Raw genomic sequence first — 17,044 nt, 5'->3', positions numbered from 1 at the left:
CTCACGCACCGTGTCCTCCGCGCCCACCACACCCCCCGCCCCGCAGGGCGCCCGCCCGCGCCGCCTCGGCACCGGCGACCGGATCTTCCTCACCGTCATCATCGGCATCCCGTTGGCGGCCCTGCTCTTCTTCGTCTGGCTGCCCGCACTGGCCTCCCTGGGGCTGTCCTTCACCACCTGGGACGGCGTCGACCTGGCCGACATCCACTGGATCGGCCTGGACAACTACAAGGAGATCTTCACCAACTATCCGCCGTTCTGGCCGGCGGTGCGGCACAACGTGATCTGGCTGCTGTTCACGGCCCTGCTGCCGACCCCGTTCGGCATCTTCCTCGCCTACCAGCTCGACCGGAAGATCCGCTTCACGAGGATCTACCAGACCGCCGTCTTCCTGCCGATGGTGCTCTCCCTGGCCGTCGTCGGCTTCATCTGGGAGATCATCTACAACCCCGACACGGGGCTGCTCAACGGCATCCTGAGCGCCACCGGATCCAGCCACCACATCGACTGGCTCGGCAACTCCGACCTCAACCTGTGGGCCGTCCTGGTCGCCTCCAGCTGGCGGCACACCGGATACATCATGATCCTCTACCTGGCCGGCCTGAAGGGTTTCGACCCGGCACTCAAGGAGGCCGCCGCGCTCGACGGCGCCAACGGACGCCAGACCTTCCTGCGGGTGGTCTTCCCGGCCCTGAAACCGGTCAACGTCATCATCCTGGTCATCACGGTCATGGAGTCCCTGCGGTCCTTCGACGTCGTCTACGTCCTCGGCGGCGGCGTCGGAAGCAAGCCGGGCATGGAGCTCCTGTCCCTGCTCATCACCGACAACATCATCGGCGAGTCCAGTCACATCGGTTACGGGTCCGCCCTCGCGGTCGTCCTGCTCGTGGTCTCCCTTGCGGCCATCGGGACCTTCCTCGTCCAGAACTTCCGCAAGGAGGACCAGTGACCACGACCGTGCCGCGCCCGGCCTCCCGACCGCGGACCCGGCGCGCGCAGCAGACGGCGAAGACCCCGTCCGGGCCGCGGCGCCAGACCGGCCGCCATCTGATGCTGGGCGGCATCGCCCTGCTGTGGCTCGTCCCGTTGCTGTGGGCCATGTACACCTCGCTGCGGCCCTATTCGGACACCGCGAAGCACGGATATCTCTCCTGGCCCCACAGCATCGGCCTCGGCAACTTCAGCGACGCCTGGAGCCAGTCCGGGATGCCGCACTTCTTCTGGAACTCCGTCCTCATCACCGTGCCGTCCGTCCTGTGCACCCTGCTGTTCTCGGCCGCGGTCGCCTTCTTCGTCTCCCGCTTCGACTTCCGCTGGAACATCGTCCTGCTGATGCTGTTCACCGCGGGCAACCTGCTCCCGGCACAGGTCCTCATCACCCCCCTGTACCGCCTCTACCTCCTCATCCCGCTGCCGGAGTGGATGAGCGACTCCCTCCTCCTCTACAACTCGGCCTGGGGCATCATCGCGATCCACATCGCCTACCAGTCCGGGTTCTGCACCTTCGTCCTCAGCAACTACATGAAGACGATCCCGAAAGAGATCTCCGAGGCGGCGCTCGTGGACGGTGCCCCCGTCTGGCGCCAGTTCTTCCAGATCATCCTGCCGTTGTGCCGCCCCGCGTTCGCGGCCCTCGCGACCCTCGAGTCGATCTGGATCTACAACGACTTCTTCTGGCCGCTCGCGCTGATCGAGAGCGGCGACAAGCGCCCGGTCACCTCCGCCCTGGCCAACCTCCAGGGTGCGTACTTCACCAATCCCAACCTCATCGCGGCCGGTTCCCTGATGACCGCGATCCCCACTCTCCTCGTGTACTTCGCGCTTCAGCGCCAGTTCATCAGCGGACTCACCATCGGCTCCGGCAAGGGCTGAGCCGTCCCGACCCTGAACCCCCCACAGGAGGCGCGACCCATGCGGTCATCCTCGTATTCCGTCCTGCCCGCACGCACCCTGAGAACCGTGGTGGTGTTCGCCCTCACGGCAGGTCTCGCCGCGACCGTCCCGGCGGCACAGGCCAAGACCCCGGTGCCGCGCGAGACCCCCGCCACCACCCCCGCCGCCGCCAAGCCGTACATGGGCTGGTCGAGTTGGAGCATGCAGTCGTCGAAGTACCCGGGCCTCAACCCGGACGGCGACTACAGCTACCTCACCGAGGCGAACGTCCTGAAGCAGACGGACGCCCTCGCCGCCAAGCTGAAGAACTACGGCTACAACCATGTCAACATCGACGCCGGCTGGTGGATGGACAAGACCTGGAAGACGGGCTTCGACCAGTACGGTCGCCAGACGCCCGACCCGGTCCGCTTCCCCCACGGCATGAAGTCGGTCGCCGACCACATCCACTCCAAGGGCCTCAAGGCCGGCATCTACCTGCCCGTCGGCCTGGAGAAGGAGGCGTACGGCGAGGGCAGGACGCCGATCTGGAACGCCCCCGGCTGCACCACCGCCGACGTCGTCTACTCGGACCTGCGCACCACCAACGGCTGGGACAACGCCTACAAGCTGAACTTCGACAACCCCTGCGCGCAGAAGTACATCGACTCGCAGGCGCAGCAGTTCGCCGACTGGGGCTACGACTTCCTCAAGCTGGACGGCGTCGGGCCGGGCTCCTTCAAGTCCGGTGACAACTACGACAACGTCCCCGACGTCGCCGCCTGGCAGCAGGCCATCTCCACCACCGGGCGCCCGATCCACCTCGAACTCTCCTGGTCGCTCGACATCGGCCACGCCGCCGACTGGAAGAAGTACTCCAACGGCTGGCGCATCGACACCGATGTCGAGTGCTACTGCAACACCCTCGTCACCTGGGAGAACTCGGTCAACGACCGGTGGGACGACGCCCCCGCCTGGAGCCGCAAGGCGGGCCCGGGCGGCTGGAACGACCTGGACGGCATCGACGTCGGCAACGGAGAGATGGACGGCCTGACCAAGGCCGAGCGGCAGAGCTACATGACCCTGTGGGCCATCAACAAGTCGCCGCTGTTCACCGGTGACGACCTCACCAGGCTGGACAGCTACGGCGTCTCCCTGCTGACCAACAAAGAAGTCATCGCCGTCGACCAGAACGACTCGCCGGTGGCGCGTCCGGTCACCCCGGTCGGCGACCAGCAGGTCTGGGGCACCAAGAACGCCGACGGCAGCCACACCGTCGCCCTGTTCAACCTCGCCGACTCGCCGGCCTCCGTCACCGCCCAGTGGGCCTCCCTCGGATTCACCGGAAACGCCTCCGTGCGCGACCTGTGGAACAAGGCGGACCTCGGGACCTACAAGAACAAGATCACCGAGGCGCTGCCCGCCCACGGCTCGCGGCTGTTCACCATCAAGCCCGGCGGCGGCACGCCGACCACCACGGGTTACGAGGCCGAGTCCGCCGCCAACACCCTGTCGGGCAACGCCTCGGTCGCCGGCTGCGACGCCTGCTCCGGCGGCAAGAAGGTCGGCGGCCTCTACACCGGCGGCAAGCTGCGGTTCAACGACGTCACGGTGAAGAAGGACGGCATCTACACCGTCCAGATCGCCTACGTCAGCGGCGATCCCCGCTCGGTGACCGTGTCCTCCGACAGCGGCAACGGCACCAGCGAGAAGTTCCCCTCCACGGGCGACTGGAGCACGGCCGAGACGGTCAGCGTCCAACTGGCGCTGAAGGCGGGCTCCAACACGATCACCCTCGACAGCGGCAGCGGATACGCCCCTGACGTCGACAAGATCGTCGTTCCGCAGTCGGTCTGAGTTCCGTAGTCGGTCCGAATTCAGCAGCTGGACTGAGTTCCGCAGTCCGCCCACCCTGCTTCCCGCGGGGCCCGGTGACACCACCCGGGCCCCGCGGGGACCTGTACCAGCCGACGGTCCGCAGCCGTCGTTCCCGCATGAGCCGCTCCCGGATATGGAGTGCACAACCGTGGACGTTCAGCACACCGCAGCACGCGACAACACCCCCAGCCGCAGAGGCTTCCTCGCCCTCGCCGCCGCAGTCGGCGCGGCCACCGCACTGGGCGGTCCGGCCGCCTTCACCGCCTCGGCGGCCCCTGCGCGCCCCATCGCATCGCCCATGCTGTCCGCGGCCGACGCCGCGAAGAACCAGCTGTGGTGGGGGGCTCCCGGCTCCGCCAAGTCGATGATCGAGCAGGGGCTGCCGATCGGGAACGGGCGCCTGGCGGCGCTCGCGAGCAACGACCCCGCCGACGAACTCCTGATGATCACCGACGCCACCCTGTGGACCGGCGGTCTCAACGACAAGCTGCAGAGCGACGGCCAATTCCCCTACGGCCGCGACGACTTCGGCTCCCTGACGATGCTGGCCGAGCTCACCGTCGCCCTCCCCGACCACGACCTGGGCAACGTCAACAACTACCGTCGCTCCCTCGACCTGGCCCAGGGCCTGATCAACACCTCGTACGACATCTCCGGCGTCACCTACCGGCGGCAGATCTTCGCCAGCCGCCCCGACGACGCCATCGTCCTGTACTTCTCCCAGCAGGGCGGCGGCTCCTACACCGGTACCGTCTCCCTCGCGGGCACCCACGGCGAGTCCACCACCGCCAACAGCGCGGGCCGTTACGCGTCGTTCGGCGCCTCCTTGGCCAACGGCCTGAAGTACGGCGCCGCCGTCACCGCGTACAGCGGCACGGGCAGGGTCCGCGCCGACGGTACGTCGATCACGTTCAGCGGCTGCGAGGACCTCACCGTCGTCGTCAGCGGCGGTACCAACTACGTGCCCGACGCGGCGACGAAGTTCCGCGACCCGTCCCTGGCCCCGGAGCGCCTCGCCAGGACCAAGGTCCTGAACGCGGCCGGGCACTCAGCGAGCACTCTGCTGCACACGCATGTCGCCGACTTCCGGGCCGTGTTCGGACAACTGGACATCAACCTCGGTACGTCCTCCGCCGCGCAGCGCGAGCTGGACACCCTGGAGCGGCTGCGGGCGCGTCACAGGGACGACATCCCCGACCCCGAACTCGAGGCCGCCTACCTGCAGTTCGGCCGCTACCTCATGATCTCCGGATCCCGGGGCAGCCTGCCAATGGGCCTCCAGGGCCCCTGGCTGGACGGCAACGACCCGGACTGGATGGCCGACTACCACACCGACATCAACATCCAGATGAACTACTGGATGGCCGATCGGGCGGGCCTGTCCGACTGCTTCGACGCCTTCACCGATTACTGCCTCGTTCAGCTGCCCGACTGGACGGAGGTCACCCAGCGGCTGTTCAACGACTCCAGCAACCGGTACCGCAACTCCAGCGGAAAGATCGCCGGCTGGACCGTGGCGATCTCCACCAACCCCTATGGCGGGGGCGGCTGGTGGTGGCACCCGGCCGGCAACGCCTGGATCTGCCAGAGCCTGTTCGAGCACTACGAGTACACGCAGGACCGCGCCTACCTCAAGAAGATCTACCCCCTCCTCAAGGGCGCCGTGCAGTTCTGGGAGGCCCGACTCGTCACCACGACCGTCACCGACGAGTCCGGGACCGAGCGCGAGGTCCTGATCGCCGACAGCGACTGGTCGCCCGAGCAGGGCCCGCTCGACGCCAAGGGCATCACGTACGCCCAGGAACTGGTGTGGAACCTCTTCGGCAACTACCGCACCGCTACCGAGACGCTCGGGAAGGACGCCGTCTACCGCAGGACCGTCGACGGACTGCGGGCACGCCTGTACCTGCCCGTGGTCAGCCCCAAGACCGGCTGGCTGGAGGAGTGGATGTCTCCCGACAACCTCGGCGAGACCACCCACCGGCACCTCTCCCCGCTCATCGGCCTCTTCCCCGGCGACCGGATCCGGCCGGACGACTCCACGCCGAAGGACATCCTCGACGGCGCGACCGCCCTGCTCACCGCGCGCGGGATGAACAGCTTCGGCTGGGCCAACGCCTGGCGCAGCCTGTGCTGGGCGCGGCTGAAGAACGCGGAGAACGCCTACCAGTTGGTCGTCAACAACCTGAAACCGTCGGTCAACGGCAGCAACGGCAGCGCGATGAACCTCTTCGACATCTACGAGGTGGAGACGGGCCGCGGCATCTTCCAGATCGAGGCGAACTTCGGCACCCCCGCGGCGATCGTCGAGATGCTGGTCTACTCACGGCCCGGACACATCGAACTGCTGCCCGCCCTGCCCGCCGCCTGGGCGGCATCAGGCTCGGTGTCCGGCGTGGGCGTCCGCGGCGGCTTCGTCGCCGACATCAGCTGGAAGAACGGCAAGGTGACCCGGGCCACGCTGAAGAGCGTCGGCGGCCGCGAGACGACCGTCGTCGCGGGCGGTGCCTCGCGCAAGGTCAGCCTCAAGCCCGGTGAGTCCGTCACCCTGAGGGGCCTCGGATGAGCGGCGCCCGGTTACGCCGCCGCGCCGTGGGCGTCGTGTCGGCGCTGCTCCTCGCGGTCTGCGGACCCCTGGCCGCCCCGGCGGTCGCGCAGCCGCAGGCCTCGTCGGACACGCCGGTGACGCCTGTCGCCGTGTCGCAGGCGAAGCACTCCGTGGTCACCTGGGGCGCCAGTGCCGACCGGCAGGGCGCGGGCCCCGCCGACCGCAGCTACCGGCTGATCGTGCGTACCAGCGTCGGCGGCACGAACATGCGGATCCGGCTGTCCAACGCTTTCGGCGAGCACCCGGTGACCTTCGCGAGCGCGTACGCCGGGCTGCGGAAGCAGGGTGCGGAGCTGGTCCATGGTTCCAACCGGCAGCTGTCGTTCGGAGGGGCCGAGTCCGTCACCGTCCCGGCAGGCGAGACCGTGCTCAGCGATCCGCTGCCCGGAAAGCTGGCCGACCGGAGCGACCTGGTCATCAGCCTGTACGTGACCGGCGCCCAGGGACCGACCACCGGCCACGGCATGGCCATGCAGACCAACTACGCGACCGCGGGCGACCACGCGGCCGAAGAGGGCGCAACCAACTGGACCGATCCGATGGGCTCCTGGTACTGGCTGGACGCGGTCGACGTGGAGACGTCCGCGGAGGTCGGCTCGGTGGTGACCCTCGGCGACTCCATCACCGACGGATGGGCCTCGACCACGGACGAGAACCGCCGCTGGCCCGACTATCTGTCCCGGCGGCTCCAGGCCGCGTCCGGGCTCACCGTGAAGGGGGTGGCGAACGCGGGGATCTCGGCCAACAAGGTGCTCGCGGACGGCGCCGGGCAGGCCGCCGTGAACAGACTCCGGCGTGACGTCCTTTCCCACCCCGGGGTCCGCACGGTCTTCCTTTTCGAAGGCATCAACGACATCAAGGCCCATACCGGTGTCACGGTGGACGACATGATCGCCGGCTATCGGCAGATCATCGACCGGGCCCACGCGGCGGGCAAATGTGTCGTCGGCGCGACCGTCATGCCGTTCAAGGGCTGGTCCGACTACGACGCCGCCTCCGAGGCCGTGCGCCAGGGCGTCAACGACTGGATCAGGAACAGCGGCGCGCTCGACGCCGTGACGGATTTCGACAGGATCACGCGCAATCCGTACGACCCGCAGCTGATCCTGCCGTTCTTCGACGGCGGCGATCACCTGCACCCCAACGACAAGGGGATGCAGGCGATGGCCGACGCGGTGGACCTCAAGAGCCTGGCGTCCTGCTGACGTCAGGCTCCGCGCGGGGCGGTCAGGGGTACGAGACCACCGTGGACGGCACGGTCGAGGTGCCCGACGTGGGCGCGCCGGTCTCGTTGACGACGTGCTCGTACTGACCCTGGCCGCCCAGCGATACGACCAGCAGATCGTGGAACTTCACGCCCGGCTTGTTCGGCGCCTCGAAGCCGTGGTGCTGGACGATCGTCGGGGCGACGTTGTAGTAGCAGTAGCTGCCCAGTCCCCAGCCCTCGTGAGTGGTCACGGAGTCGGCGACCTTGTAGGCCGCGTACCCCTTGACGCTCCCGTTCTGGATGGCGGCCTGGTTCGGCGCGTCGTACGCCTTCTCGTTCTGGAAGAAGATCGTGCGGCCCCGCTGGCCGTACCACTGCACGTCGTACTTGTTGAAGTGCTCGACGAACAGCCCCGTGGCCAGGACGTCGTCGCCGTTGACGCGGATGCCGTAGTCGGCCCGGTTGGTCTCCCAGCCGACGCCCGTGCCGTGGTCGGCCCGCCAGACCCAGGTGTGGTCGACGATCGTGTGGCGGCTGTTGATGACCATGCTGGTCGTCGCTTTGCCGGCGCCGGCTCCGCCGATGCGGACGAAGACGTCCTGCACGGTCGTCGGGTTGGCCGAGTGGTCCGCCGAGGCTCCGGCCGGCCCGACCTCCAGGAGGGTCGCGGAGTTGACGGGCCCGGCGTCGATGAGGAACCCGGCGAGCCGGACCCCGTCGACGTCGGCCGTCCTGAGCACGGTGACGCCGTTGTCCGGGATCAGCGTGGCGTAGCCGAGACCGAGGACCACGGTGCCCGCGCGGTTGACCTGGATCGGCTGGTCCAGGTGGTAGATCCCCGGTGTCAGCAGCAGATGGAGGCCCTGGGTCAGCGCGGCGTTCAGGGTGGCGGCGGTGACACCGGGTTTGGCCACGTAGAACTGGCTGAGCGGCAGCGACGAGCCGCGCGGGGTGCCGTTGCCCCAGGTGACGCCGCGCGCGTTGGTGCGCTTCTCCGGCAGGAACACCCGGTACTCGCTGCCGTTGAGATACAGGAACGGCTTCTCGCGGGAGACCGGTGTGGTGTCGAGCGTGGTGTACGGCGGGTTCGGGAAGGACTGCGCGGGTGCGCCCTGGACGCCCGAGAACACCATGTTCCAGACGGCGTTGACCCACCCGCCCACCGAACTGTCGCGGGTGTACCACTGCTGTTGCGAGTACGGTCCGACCGAGCCGTCGATCCGGCTGTCGGCGATGTAGCCGCCGCTGGCCCAGCCGTAGCCGTCGGGGGCGAGGTTGAGGCCGCCCTTGATGTGCATACGGCGGAACGGGGCGGCCTGGGCGACGGCCCACCGGTTGGTGCCGCTGACCGGTGCGAGGGCGAGGTTCTCCGCCGAACGCCAGAAGTTCTGGGTGGCGTTGCCGTTGAACCACCCGGCGTCGACGGTCACGTCCCCGTTGATCGTCGTGTCGTCCGGTGACAGACCGAGGCCCGCGATCGAGGTGTAGAAGCCGAGCTGGGCGTTGAGCCCGTTGTACGTCCCCGGCTTGAACAGGAACGCGTAGCGGCCCGTGCCGAACTGGGCCGACTCCTGCTGCCGGAAGATCTGGTCGAGCTTGGCCTGGATGCCCGCCGTCGAAGGATCGAAGACGATGACGTTCGGACCGAGATCGCCACCGCCGGGAAGGGCCGACGGCTGCTGGGCGGGCGAGGCGGGCACGGCGGGTGAGGCGGACGCCGGTGAGGACAGTGCGAGCAGTCCGGGCGCCGCCGCGCCGGCAGCCATCGCACCGAGGACGGTGCGCCGCGCGACGGTGTAACGGCCGGGCTCCGGGACGTCTGTGGGGGTTCGAGACATGGGGGGCGACTCTCCTGGTTCAGGAAGTGAACGATGGGAGGTACTGGGGAGCGCTCTCTCGCCGATGCATGCTTCATCCAGGTGAACGACACGTCAAGAGTTGTGACCGGAGTCCGGGATGTTGTTGCGCGGGAGGGTGCCAACTCGGTATGGATTTCAGATGGTTCATGCCTCTATGGGCTCAAACGGAGATCGGCTACGGCTCTGGGATTGTGTTCAAGAGGTGCGCACATCGCCGTCGTCGTGATCCTTAGTCAACTCCCTTGACACTGTTGCGCAACCGCCACAACACTCCTCGGCGGGAGAGCGCTCTCCCGTTTTCCTCGACACATGTGATGGACCGTCACGCGGGCGGCCCCAGCGGCACTGTGCTCACCGCCGCTGACGGCCGCCCGACCCCCACCGTCCCCATCGACGTGGCAGGAGGTCTCCATGGCACGGAGATCGAAGATCGTCTCAGGAATCCTGATGTCCAGCGCGCTGGTGCTGACCTCGCTCGGCCTGGCCGGAGTGGCGATGAGCGCCGACCCCTCGTCCCGCCCGGCGGCGTCCGTGGCCGGTGCGCCGGCCGTGCACGCGGCGCACGCGATGGCCGCCTCCACGCTCTCCTCGCCCGAGGATCCGGACGGCGACGGCTACATCCCGGCGAATCCGCAGGTGACCGGTGTCGTCCCGTCCAAGGCGGAGCCGGCGCACCGCTACTTCCACGAGTTCCAGGCGAACTGTTCGGTGTCCCACACCCGGCCGGACGACCCGATCGTCTACCCCGGTCAGCCGGGCAAGTCGCACGACCACACCTTCATGGGCAACACCACCACGGGCGCGGCCAGCACCACCGCCTCGCTCGACGCCGGCGGGACCACCTGCCGGGCCCCCGGTGACAAGTCGGCCTACTGGATGCCGACCCTGCTCAACGGCAACACGCCCGTGCTGCCGGTGGGCCCCCAGGTCATCTACTACAAGGCAGGGGTCACCGACTACACCAGCGTGCGCCCCTTCCCGAAGGGTCTGCGCTTCGTCGTCGGCAGTCCCATGCAGTCGGCGGCCGACTTCCGCAACCACCACGGCTTCGTGGAGGGCTGGGAGTGCGGCGACAGCTTCTTCAACATCGACTTCCCGCAGCAGTGCCCGAACAGGGCCGACGTCCAGCTCAACATCCGTTTCCAGGCACCGAGTTGTTGGGACGGCAAGTATCTGGACACCCCCAACCACCAGAGCCATATGGCCTATCCGGTGGTCAACCCCGGCACCAACAACAACATCTGCCCGGACGACCACCCGGTCGCGCTGCCGATGATCGAGTTCAAGATGGCCTTCCCGGTCAACGGTGACATGTCACAGGTCAGGCTTTCGAGCGGTGCCGGCTACTCGTTCCACTACGACTTCTTCAACGCGTGGGACCCGGCGACACAGAAGGCGCTCGTCGACCACTGCGTCGTGGGCGGGCTCCAGTGCGACGCCCGCGGCTACGACCAGACGCATCCCGAGGCGGGCGCGGCACTCGACGTGAACTACCGGCTTCCCTGAGGCGACGCGGACGCGTTCCGCCGGTCCGGCGCACACCCGGCCGGCGGGACCGTCCGTCCCCGTCGCCCCGCGCACCCGTACCTCCGCACCCGCACCCCTTCCCCGGCACCTCCCCACCCGTACACCGGACGGACTCTCATGACCGGATCGCGTACCACCCGGCGCCGTGTCGCGGCGCCCCTCACCGCGGGCCTGCTCGCCGCGGGAGCACTCGTTCTGCCCTCCCAGCCGGCCCAGGCCGCCGGCGGCGTCGTCAAGGTCACCGGCTCGCAGGGCAACTGGCAGCTGACCGTCGACGGAAGCCCGTACCAGATCAAGGGCCTCACCTGGGGGCCGGCCGTCGCCGACGCGGGGCGCTACATGCCCGACCTGAAGTCGATGGGCGTCAACACCGTCCGCACCTGGGGCACCGACGCCTCCAGCAAGCCCCTGTTCGACGCGGCGGCGGCCCAGGGCATCAGGGTGATCGGCGGCTTCTGGCTGCAGCCCGGAGGCGGTCCTGGCAGCGGCGGCTGTGTGAACTATCTGACGGACACCGGCTACAAGAACCAGGTACTCACCGAGTTCCCCCAATGGGCCGCCGCCTACAAGGACAACCCAGGCGTCCTGATGTGGGATGTCGGTAACGAGTCCGTGCTCGGACTCCAGAACTGCTACAGCGGCGCCGAGTTGGAGCGCCAGCGGGACGCCTACACCACGCTCGTGAACGACATCACCAAGAAGATCCACGCCGTCGACCCCAACCACCCCGTCACCTCCACCGACGCGTGGACCGGTGCCTGGCCCTACTACAAGCGGAACGCGCCCGACCTCGACCTGTACGCGGTGAACGCCTACAACGCGGTCTGCGACATCAAGTCGGCCTGGCAGCAAGGTGGTTACACCAAGCCCTACATCGTGACCGAAACCGGTCCCGCGGGAGAGTGGGAGGTCCCGGACGACGCCAACGGCGTCCCCGCCGAACCCACCGACCGGGCGAAGGCCGACGGCTACACCCGGGCGTGGAACTGCGTCACCGGACACCAGGGCGTCGCCCTCGGCGCCACGATGTTCCACTACGGGACCGAGTACGACTTCGGCGGCATCTGGTTCAACCTGCTGCCCGCGGGCGAGAAGCGGCTGTCGTACTACGCGGTGAAGAAGGCGTACGGCGCGGACACCTCCCGGGACAACACCCCGCCGGTCATCACCGACCTGGCCGTCGAGGGGGACGCGGGCAAGGTGCCCGCCGGCCGCGACCTCACGCTCGCCGTCAAGGCCACGGACCCCGACGGAGATCCGATCACCTACGAGGTGCTGGACAACAGCATGTACATCGACCAGGGCAAACAGCTGAACTCGCTGCCCTTCACCGACCTCGGCGGCGGCAGGCTCCGGGTGACCGCGCCGGACCGGCCCGGTGTCTGGAAGTTCTACGTCAAGGCCAAGGACGGCAAGGGCAACGTCGGTGTCGAGACCCGCTCCGTGCGGGTGGTGCCGCCCACCCCGAGCGGCACGAACGTCGCCCTCGGCAAGCCGGCCACCGCCTCCTCGTACCAGACGGGCGGCGGCGACTGTCCCTGCACCGCGGCGGGCGCCGTCGACGGCAACCTCAATACCCGCTGGGCCAGCGACTGGAGCGACCCCCAGTGGCTGCGGGTCGACCTCGGCACCCGCACCGCGTTCCGGCATGTGCAACTGGTCTGGGAGACCTCGTACGCCAAGGCCTATACCGTGCAGACCTCGGACGACGGGCAGAACTGGACGACCGTCCGCACGGTCACCGACGGCAACGGCGGCGTCGACGACCTCGACGTGTCCGGCACCGGCCGCTATGTACGGGTCAACGGCACGGCCCGAGGGACCGGTTGGGGTTACTCGCTGTACGAGTTCGGGGTCTACAACTGAATCGCGAAACCGTGGGAGAGCGCTCTCCCGGGAATGGGGCCGGAGGTGTGCGGGGGACGGACGACGAGGCCGAGCGTGAGCGGCTCCTCGGCAAACTCACCCTCCGCGAGAAGGTCCGGCTGCTGACCGGCGCGACCACCTGGCGTACCCGGGCCGAACCGGCCCTGGGCCTGCGGGAGATGGTCATGTCGGACGGGCCCGCCGGAGTGCGCGGGCAGTCCTGGGACGAGCGCGATCCCGCCCTGCTGCTGCCGTCGGTGTCCGCGCTCGGCGCCCTGTGGGACGAGGAACTGATCGAACGTCTCGGCGGGCTGCTCGCCGCCGAGGCGCGCCGCAAGGGCGTCGACGTGGTCCTCGCGCCCACTCTCAACCTCCACCGGACGCCGCTGGGCGGGCGGCACTTCGAGTGCTTCTCCGAGGACCCCGAGCTGACCGGCCGCGCCGGTGCCGCCCTCGTCCGAGGGATCCAGGCGCAGGGTGTGGCCGCCACCGCCAAGCACTACGTGGCCAACGACTCCGAGACCGACCGGCTGACCGTCGACGTACGGGTGTCCGAGCGGGTTCTGCGGGAGGTGTATCTGGCGCCGTTCGAGGCAGCTGTCGAGGCCGGCGTCCGGGTCGTCATGGCCGGGTACAACGGCGTCAACGGCAGCACGATGACCGCCAGTCCGCTGCTCACGGACCCCCTGAAACGGGAATGGGGCTTCGACGGCGTGGTGGTCTCCGACTGGGGTGCGGTGCGTGCCGGCATCCCGGCCGCGCGCGCCGGACTCGACCTCGCGATGCCGGGGCCGGACAGCGCCTGGGGGGAGGCGCTGGCGCGAGCCGTGGAGACCGGGCGTGTTCCGCACGCGGCCGTCGACGACAAGGCGCGACGGCTGCTCGGGCTCGCCGCCGCGTGCGGTGCCCTCGGGGAGTCGGCGTCCGCGCTGGATGCGTCGTCGTCACCTGACCTGGTGCGGAGGCCGGTGCCGACATCGGCACCGGGACTGCCGGGATCGCTGGTACCCCCGGGACTGCCGGGATCACCAGGAGTATCGGAGCAGCCGGAGCAGCCGGCACTGCCGGGACTGCGGGTATCCCCGGGACCGCCGGAATCGCCGGAACGGCCGGCACTGCCGGGACTGCCGGGACTGCGGGTATCCCCGGGACCACCGGAACAGCCGGGACCACCGGAACAGCCGGGACCACCGGAACAGCCGGGACCACCGGAACAGCCGGGACCGCCGGAACAGCGGGAACTGCCGGGACCGCCGGAACGGCCAGGACTGCCGGGACTGCCGGGACTGCGGGTATCCCCGGGACCGCCGGAACAGCCGGAACCACCAGGACTGCCGGAACAGCGGGAACTGCCGGAACAGCCGGAACAGCGGGAACCGCCGGGACCGCCAGGGCTGCCGGAACAGCCGGGGCTGCCAGGGCTGCCGGAACAGCGGGAACTGCCGGGACCGCCGGAACTGCAGAGCCCGCCGGCACCGTCGTTCGCGTCGGATTCGCCGAAGGCCGCCTCGCCCATCTCCGGCCATGGCGGCGCTCGCGCACTGTTGCGCAGGGCCGTCGCCGCGAGCGCGGTGCTGCTGCACAACCGCGGTGTGCTCCCGCTGGATCCCGACCGGCTGCGTACCATCGCCGTGATCGGCGTACACGCGGTCCTGGCGCGCACCCAGGGCGGCGGCAGCGCGGGAGTTTTCCCCGAGCGGGTCGTCACACCGCTGGACGGCATCAGAGCCGCGCTCGGCGAGGGCGTACGCGTGGTGTACGCGCCGGGCCCCTCGACCGACGCCCCACCGGGACCCCTGACCCCGGACCTGTGCACCGATCCCGTCACGGGCGACCCCGGTGTCCGGCTGCGCCTGCTGGACGCGGCGGGGAGTGAACTGCACTCCGAACACCGCTGCGGCGGACGTCAGTTGGAGCCACCGCTCGTACGCGGCGCACACACCGTCGAGATCAGCGCCCTCCTGCTTCCGGGAACTTCGGGGCCGTGGTCGCTCGGAGCCGGCGGATTCGGCCGCATGAGCATCACGGTCGACGAACACGTCCTCCTGGAAGGGGAGTTCGGCACGGAGACCGACGATCCGGCGGTCGTCCACGTGAACCCGCCTGTCCACTGTGTGCGGGTGCCGCTCACGGCCGGACGCGCGGTGCGCGTCGTGGTGCGCCGTGAACTCGCACCGGGCACCGGCCGGGCCACCGTGGTGACCGCGGCACCACCGCGCTCCGACGACGCGGCGGCCCTGGCCCACGCGGCGCGGGCCGCTCGCGACGCGGACGCGGCGATCGTGGTCGTCGGCACCACCGAGCACGGCGAGTCGGAGGGCTACGACCGGACGGAACTCGGCCTCGGCGGCGCTCAGGACGAGCTGGTCCGGGCGGTGACCGCCGCCAACTCGCGGACGGTGGCCGTCGTCAACAGCGGCGGACCGGTCGAACTGCCCTGGCGCGCGCGGGCCGGTGCCGTACTGCTGGTCTGGTTCCCCGGACAGGAAGGAGGCGCGGGTCTCGCCGACATACTGTTCGGCCGCGCCGAACCCGGCGGCAGGCTGCCCACGACCTGGGCGGCGGCCCTCGCCGACGCGCCCGTCACCCGCACCCGGCCCGTGGGCGGACGCCTCGGCTACGACGAGGGCCTGCACATCGGCTATCGCGCCTGGGCACGCCACGACCGTGAACCGGCCTACTGGTTCGGACACGGACTCGGCTTCACCACCTGGGCGTACGAGGGGTTGTGCGTCCCCGGCGACATCGTGGCCGGAGAGCCGTTCACCGTGCGGGTCGAGGTGCGCAACACGGGCCCGCGACGTGGACGCGAGGTCGTCCAGGTCTATCTCGCCGGGCCCCCCGGCCCCCTGGAGCGTCCGGAACGATGGCTCGCCGGATACACCGCGGTGAGTGCCGAACCGGGCGAGCGGGTCACGGCGTCGGTGTCGGTACCGGCCCGCGCGCTGCGTCACTGGGCCGAGGACGAGCACGCGTGGCGCACACAGCCCGGCCCCTACCGCGTGCTCGCCGGCCGCTCCGCGGGCGCTCTGCCGCTGACGGCCCCCACGCTGGTCCGGGCCCCCGAATGAGGGCCGGGGCGGCCGGGGAGAGCGCTCTATCCCGAGGCGGTGCCGTGCCGTTAGGGTGCCGCCATGAGCAGACAGGCTCCCACGCTGGAGGATGTCGCGCGGGTGGCCGGAGTCTCCCGCGCGACCGTGTCCCGGGTCATCAACGGCGTCCGCAACGTCGACCCCGGGATCCAGGAATCGGTGCGCCAGGCCATCGAGCGGACCGGATACGCCCCGAACCGGGCCGCCAGATCGCTGGTGACCCGGCGCACCCAGACGGTGGCGCTCATCGTCTCGGGTGCGGGCGACACCCCGGGGGAGGAGCAGAACGCCTTCACCGCAAGGGTGTTCGCGGACCCCTTCTTCGGACGGGTCGTCAGCGGCGTGGTGGGGTACCTGCGTCCCCGCTCGATGCATCCGCTCCTGATGTTCGCCGAGTCCGCGGAGACCCGGAGCCAGGTGCTCGCCGACCTCCGGCAGGGCAGCGCGGACGGCGCGCTCGTCGTCTCCACCCATGCCGACGACCCACTGCCCGCGCTGCTCGCCGACGCGGGTGTGCCCGCCGTCCTCTTCGCCCGGCCCTCCCGCCCCGTGCGGCTCAGCTATGTCGATCTCGCCCACCGTGAGGGGGCACGGCTGGCGGCCGAGCACCTGCTGAACCGGGGGTGCCGGCGGATCGTCACCGTCACCGGGCCGCTCGGCGTGGCCGCGAGCCAGGACCGGCTCGCCGGGTTCCGCGACACGATGGCCCGCAGGGGACATCCGTACGTCCCCGTCGCCGAGGGCGGGTTCACGCTGGACAGCGGCATGGCGGCGATGTCGGGTCTGCTGTCCGAACACCCCGACGTGGACGGGGTGTTCGCAGCCAACGACCTGATGGCCCAGGGCGTGTGCCAGATACTGCGGGAGCGGGGCAGACAGGTGCCGGACGATGTCGCGGTGGTCGGTTTCGACGACTCCAGCGTGGCGGTGACGTGCCGGCCTCCCCTGACAACCGTGCGGCAGCCGGTGGAGGAGATGGCCGCGGCGATGGCCGCTCTCCTCGACGAGCACATCCGGGGCGTACGCACCGAACCCACGTCGTTGATCTTCGACCCGGAACTTGTGGTCCGAGCGTCGGCATAGCGGGGTGCCGCCCGTTCGGCATGGCCTCCTCCGGCCGGCCACGTCACTCGGC

10 protein-coding genes are annotated in these 17,044 nt (G+C 69.7%); 9 read left to right on the top strand and 1 reads right to left on the bottom strand.

Features of this window, described 5'->3' with window-relative positions:
- The first annotated feature begins 10 nt into the window (after positions 1–10).
- From N4G66_RS30190 to N4G66_RS30170, 5 genes are all read left to right on the top strand, one after another.
- Positions 11–949, top strand: a complete 939-nt coding sequence (locus N4G66_RS30190; RefSeq protein WP_261707424.1) for a carbohydrate ABC transporter permease — start codon at positions 11–13, stop codon at positions 947–949.
- Complete coding sequence (locus N4G66_RS30185; RefSeq protein ID WP_391858909.1) at positions 946–1,872, top strand: carbohydrate ABC transporter permease; 927 nt, start codon at positions 946–948, stop codon at positions 1,870–1,872. The genes N4G66_RS30190 and N4G66_RS30185 overlap by 4 nt, the downstream gene beginning before the upstream one ends.
- Before the next feature lie 39 nt (positions 1,873–1,911).
- Positions 1,912–3,729 carry an alpha-galactosidase D gene (locus tag N4G66_RS30180; RefSeq protein ID WP_261707423.1) on the top strand — a complete coding sequence of 606 codons (1,818 nt, stop codon included), beginning with the start codon at positions 1,912–1,914 and terminating at the stop codon, positions 3,727–3,729.
- 169 nt (positions 3,730–3,898) lie between these two features.
- The gene (locus N4G66_RS30175) at positions 3,899–6,316 is read left to right on the top strand and encodes a glycoside hydrolase family 95 protein (protein ID WP_261707422.1); all 2,418 of its coding nucleotides are present in this window, start codon (positions 3,899–3,901) and stop codon (positions 6,314–6,316) included.
- On the top strand, positions 6,313–7,563 hold the full coding sequence (locus tag N4G66_RS30170) for an SGNH/GDSL hydrolase family protein (RefSeq protein ID WP_261707421.1): 1,251 nt from the start codon (positions 6,313–6,315) through the stop codon (positions 7,561–7,563). Before N4G66_RS30175 ends, N4G66_RS30170 begins: the two co-directional genes overlap by 4 nt.
- 22 nt (positions 7,564–7,585) lie before the next feature.
- Here the strand turns inward: N4G66_RS30170 and N4G66_RS30165 are convergent, their stop codons facing one another.
- On the bottom strand, positions 7,586–9,403 hold the full coding sequence (locus tag N4G66_RS30165; protein WP_261707420.1) for a coagulation factor 5/8 type domain-containing protein: 1,818 nt from the start codon (positions 9,401–9,403) through the stop codon (positions 7,586–7,588).
- Positions 9,404–9,835: 432 nt separating this feature from the next.
- On the opposite strand from N4G66_RS30165, the gene N4G66_RS30160 reads away from it, so the two are divergent.
- The 4 genes from N4G66_RS30160 to N4G66_RS30145 all read left to right on the top strand — a co-directional run bounded on the left by N4G66_RS30160 (position 9,836) and on the right by N4G66_RS30145 (position 16,992).
- Positions 9,836–10,930: a DUF1996 domain-containing protein gene (locus N4G66_RS30160; RefSeq protein ID WP_261707419.1), complete on the top strand. Its 1,095-nt coding sequence runs from the start codon at positions 9,836–9,838 to the stop codon at positions 10,928–10,930.
- 138 nt (positions 10,931–11,068) lie between these two features.
- Positions 11,069–12,817 carry a discoidin domain-containing protein gene (locus tag N4G66_RS30155; RefSeq protein WP_261707418.1) on the top strand — a complete coding sequence of 583 codons (1,749 nt, stop codon included), beginning with the start codon at positions 11,069–11,071 and terminating at the stop codon, positions 12,815–12,817.
- Between the two features lie 47 nt (positions 12,818–12,864).
- Positions 12,865–15,888 carry a beta-glucosidase gene (locus N4G66_RS30150; RefSeq protein WP_261707417.1) on the top strand — a complete coding sequence of 1,008 codons (3,024 nt, stop codon included), beginning with the start codon at positions 12,865–12,867 and terminating at the stop codon, positions 15,886–15,888.
- A gap of 63 nt (positions 15,889–15,951) precedes the next feature.
- Positions 15,952–16,992 (top strand): LacI family DNA-binding transcriptional regulator, encoded by a 1,041-nt coding sequence (locus N4G66_RS30145; RefSeq protein WP_261707416.1) that lies wholly within the window; start codon positions 15,952–15,954, stop codon positions 16,990–16,992.
- Positions 16,993–17,044: the final 52 nt, after the last annotated feature.

Source organism: Streptomyces rhizosphaerihabitans (genome assembly GCF_025399795.1).
Taxonomy (GTDB): Bacteria; Actinomycetota; Actinomycetes; order Streptomycetales; family Streptomycetaceae; genus Streptomyces; species Streptomyces rhizosphaerihabitans.
Note: the sequence above shows the minus strand (reverse complement) of the source record. Positions and strands in the feature narration are given on the sequence as shown.

Excerpts from the sequence above, each read along its gene's own strand:
- N4G66_RS30160 (WP_261707419.1), top strand. The coding sequence starts at position 9,836 with ATGGCACGGAGATCGAAGATCGTCTCAGGAATCCTGATGTCCAGCGCG.
- N4G66_RS30145 (WP_261707416.1), top strand. The coding sequence starts at position 15,952 with ATGAGCAGACAGGCTCCCACGCTGGAGGATGTCGCGCGGGTGGCCGGA.
- N4G66_RS30180 (WP_261707423.1), top strand. The coding sequence starts at position 1,912 with ATGCGGTCATCCTCGTATTCCGTCCTGCCCGCACGCACCCTGAGAACC.
- N4G66_RS30170 (WP_261707421.1), top strand. The coding sequence starts at position 6,313 with ATGAGCGGCGCCCGGTTACGCCGCCGCGCCGTGGGCGTCGTGTCGGCG.
- N4G66_RS30155 (WP_261707418.1), top strand. The coding sequence starts at position 11,069 with ATGACCGGATCGCGTACCACCCGGCGCCGTGTCGCGGCGCCCCTCACC.
- N4G66_RS30165 (WP_261707420.1), bottom strand. The coding sequence starts at position 9,403 with ATGTCTCGAACCCCCACAGACGTCCCGGAGCCCGGCCGTTACACCGTC.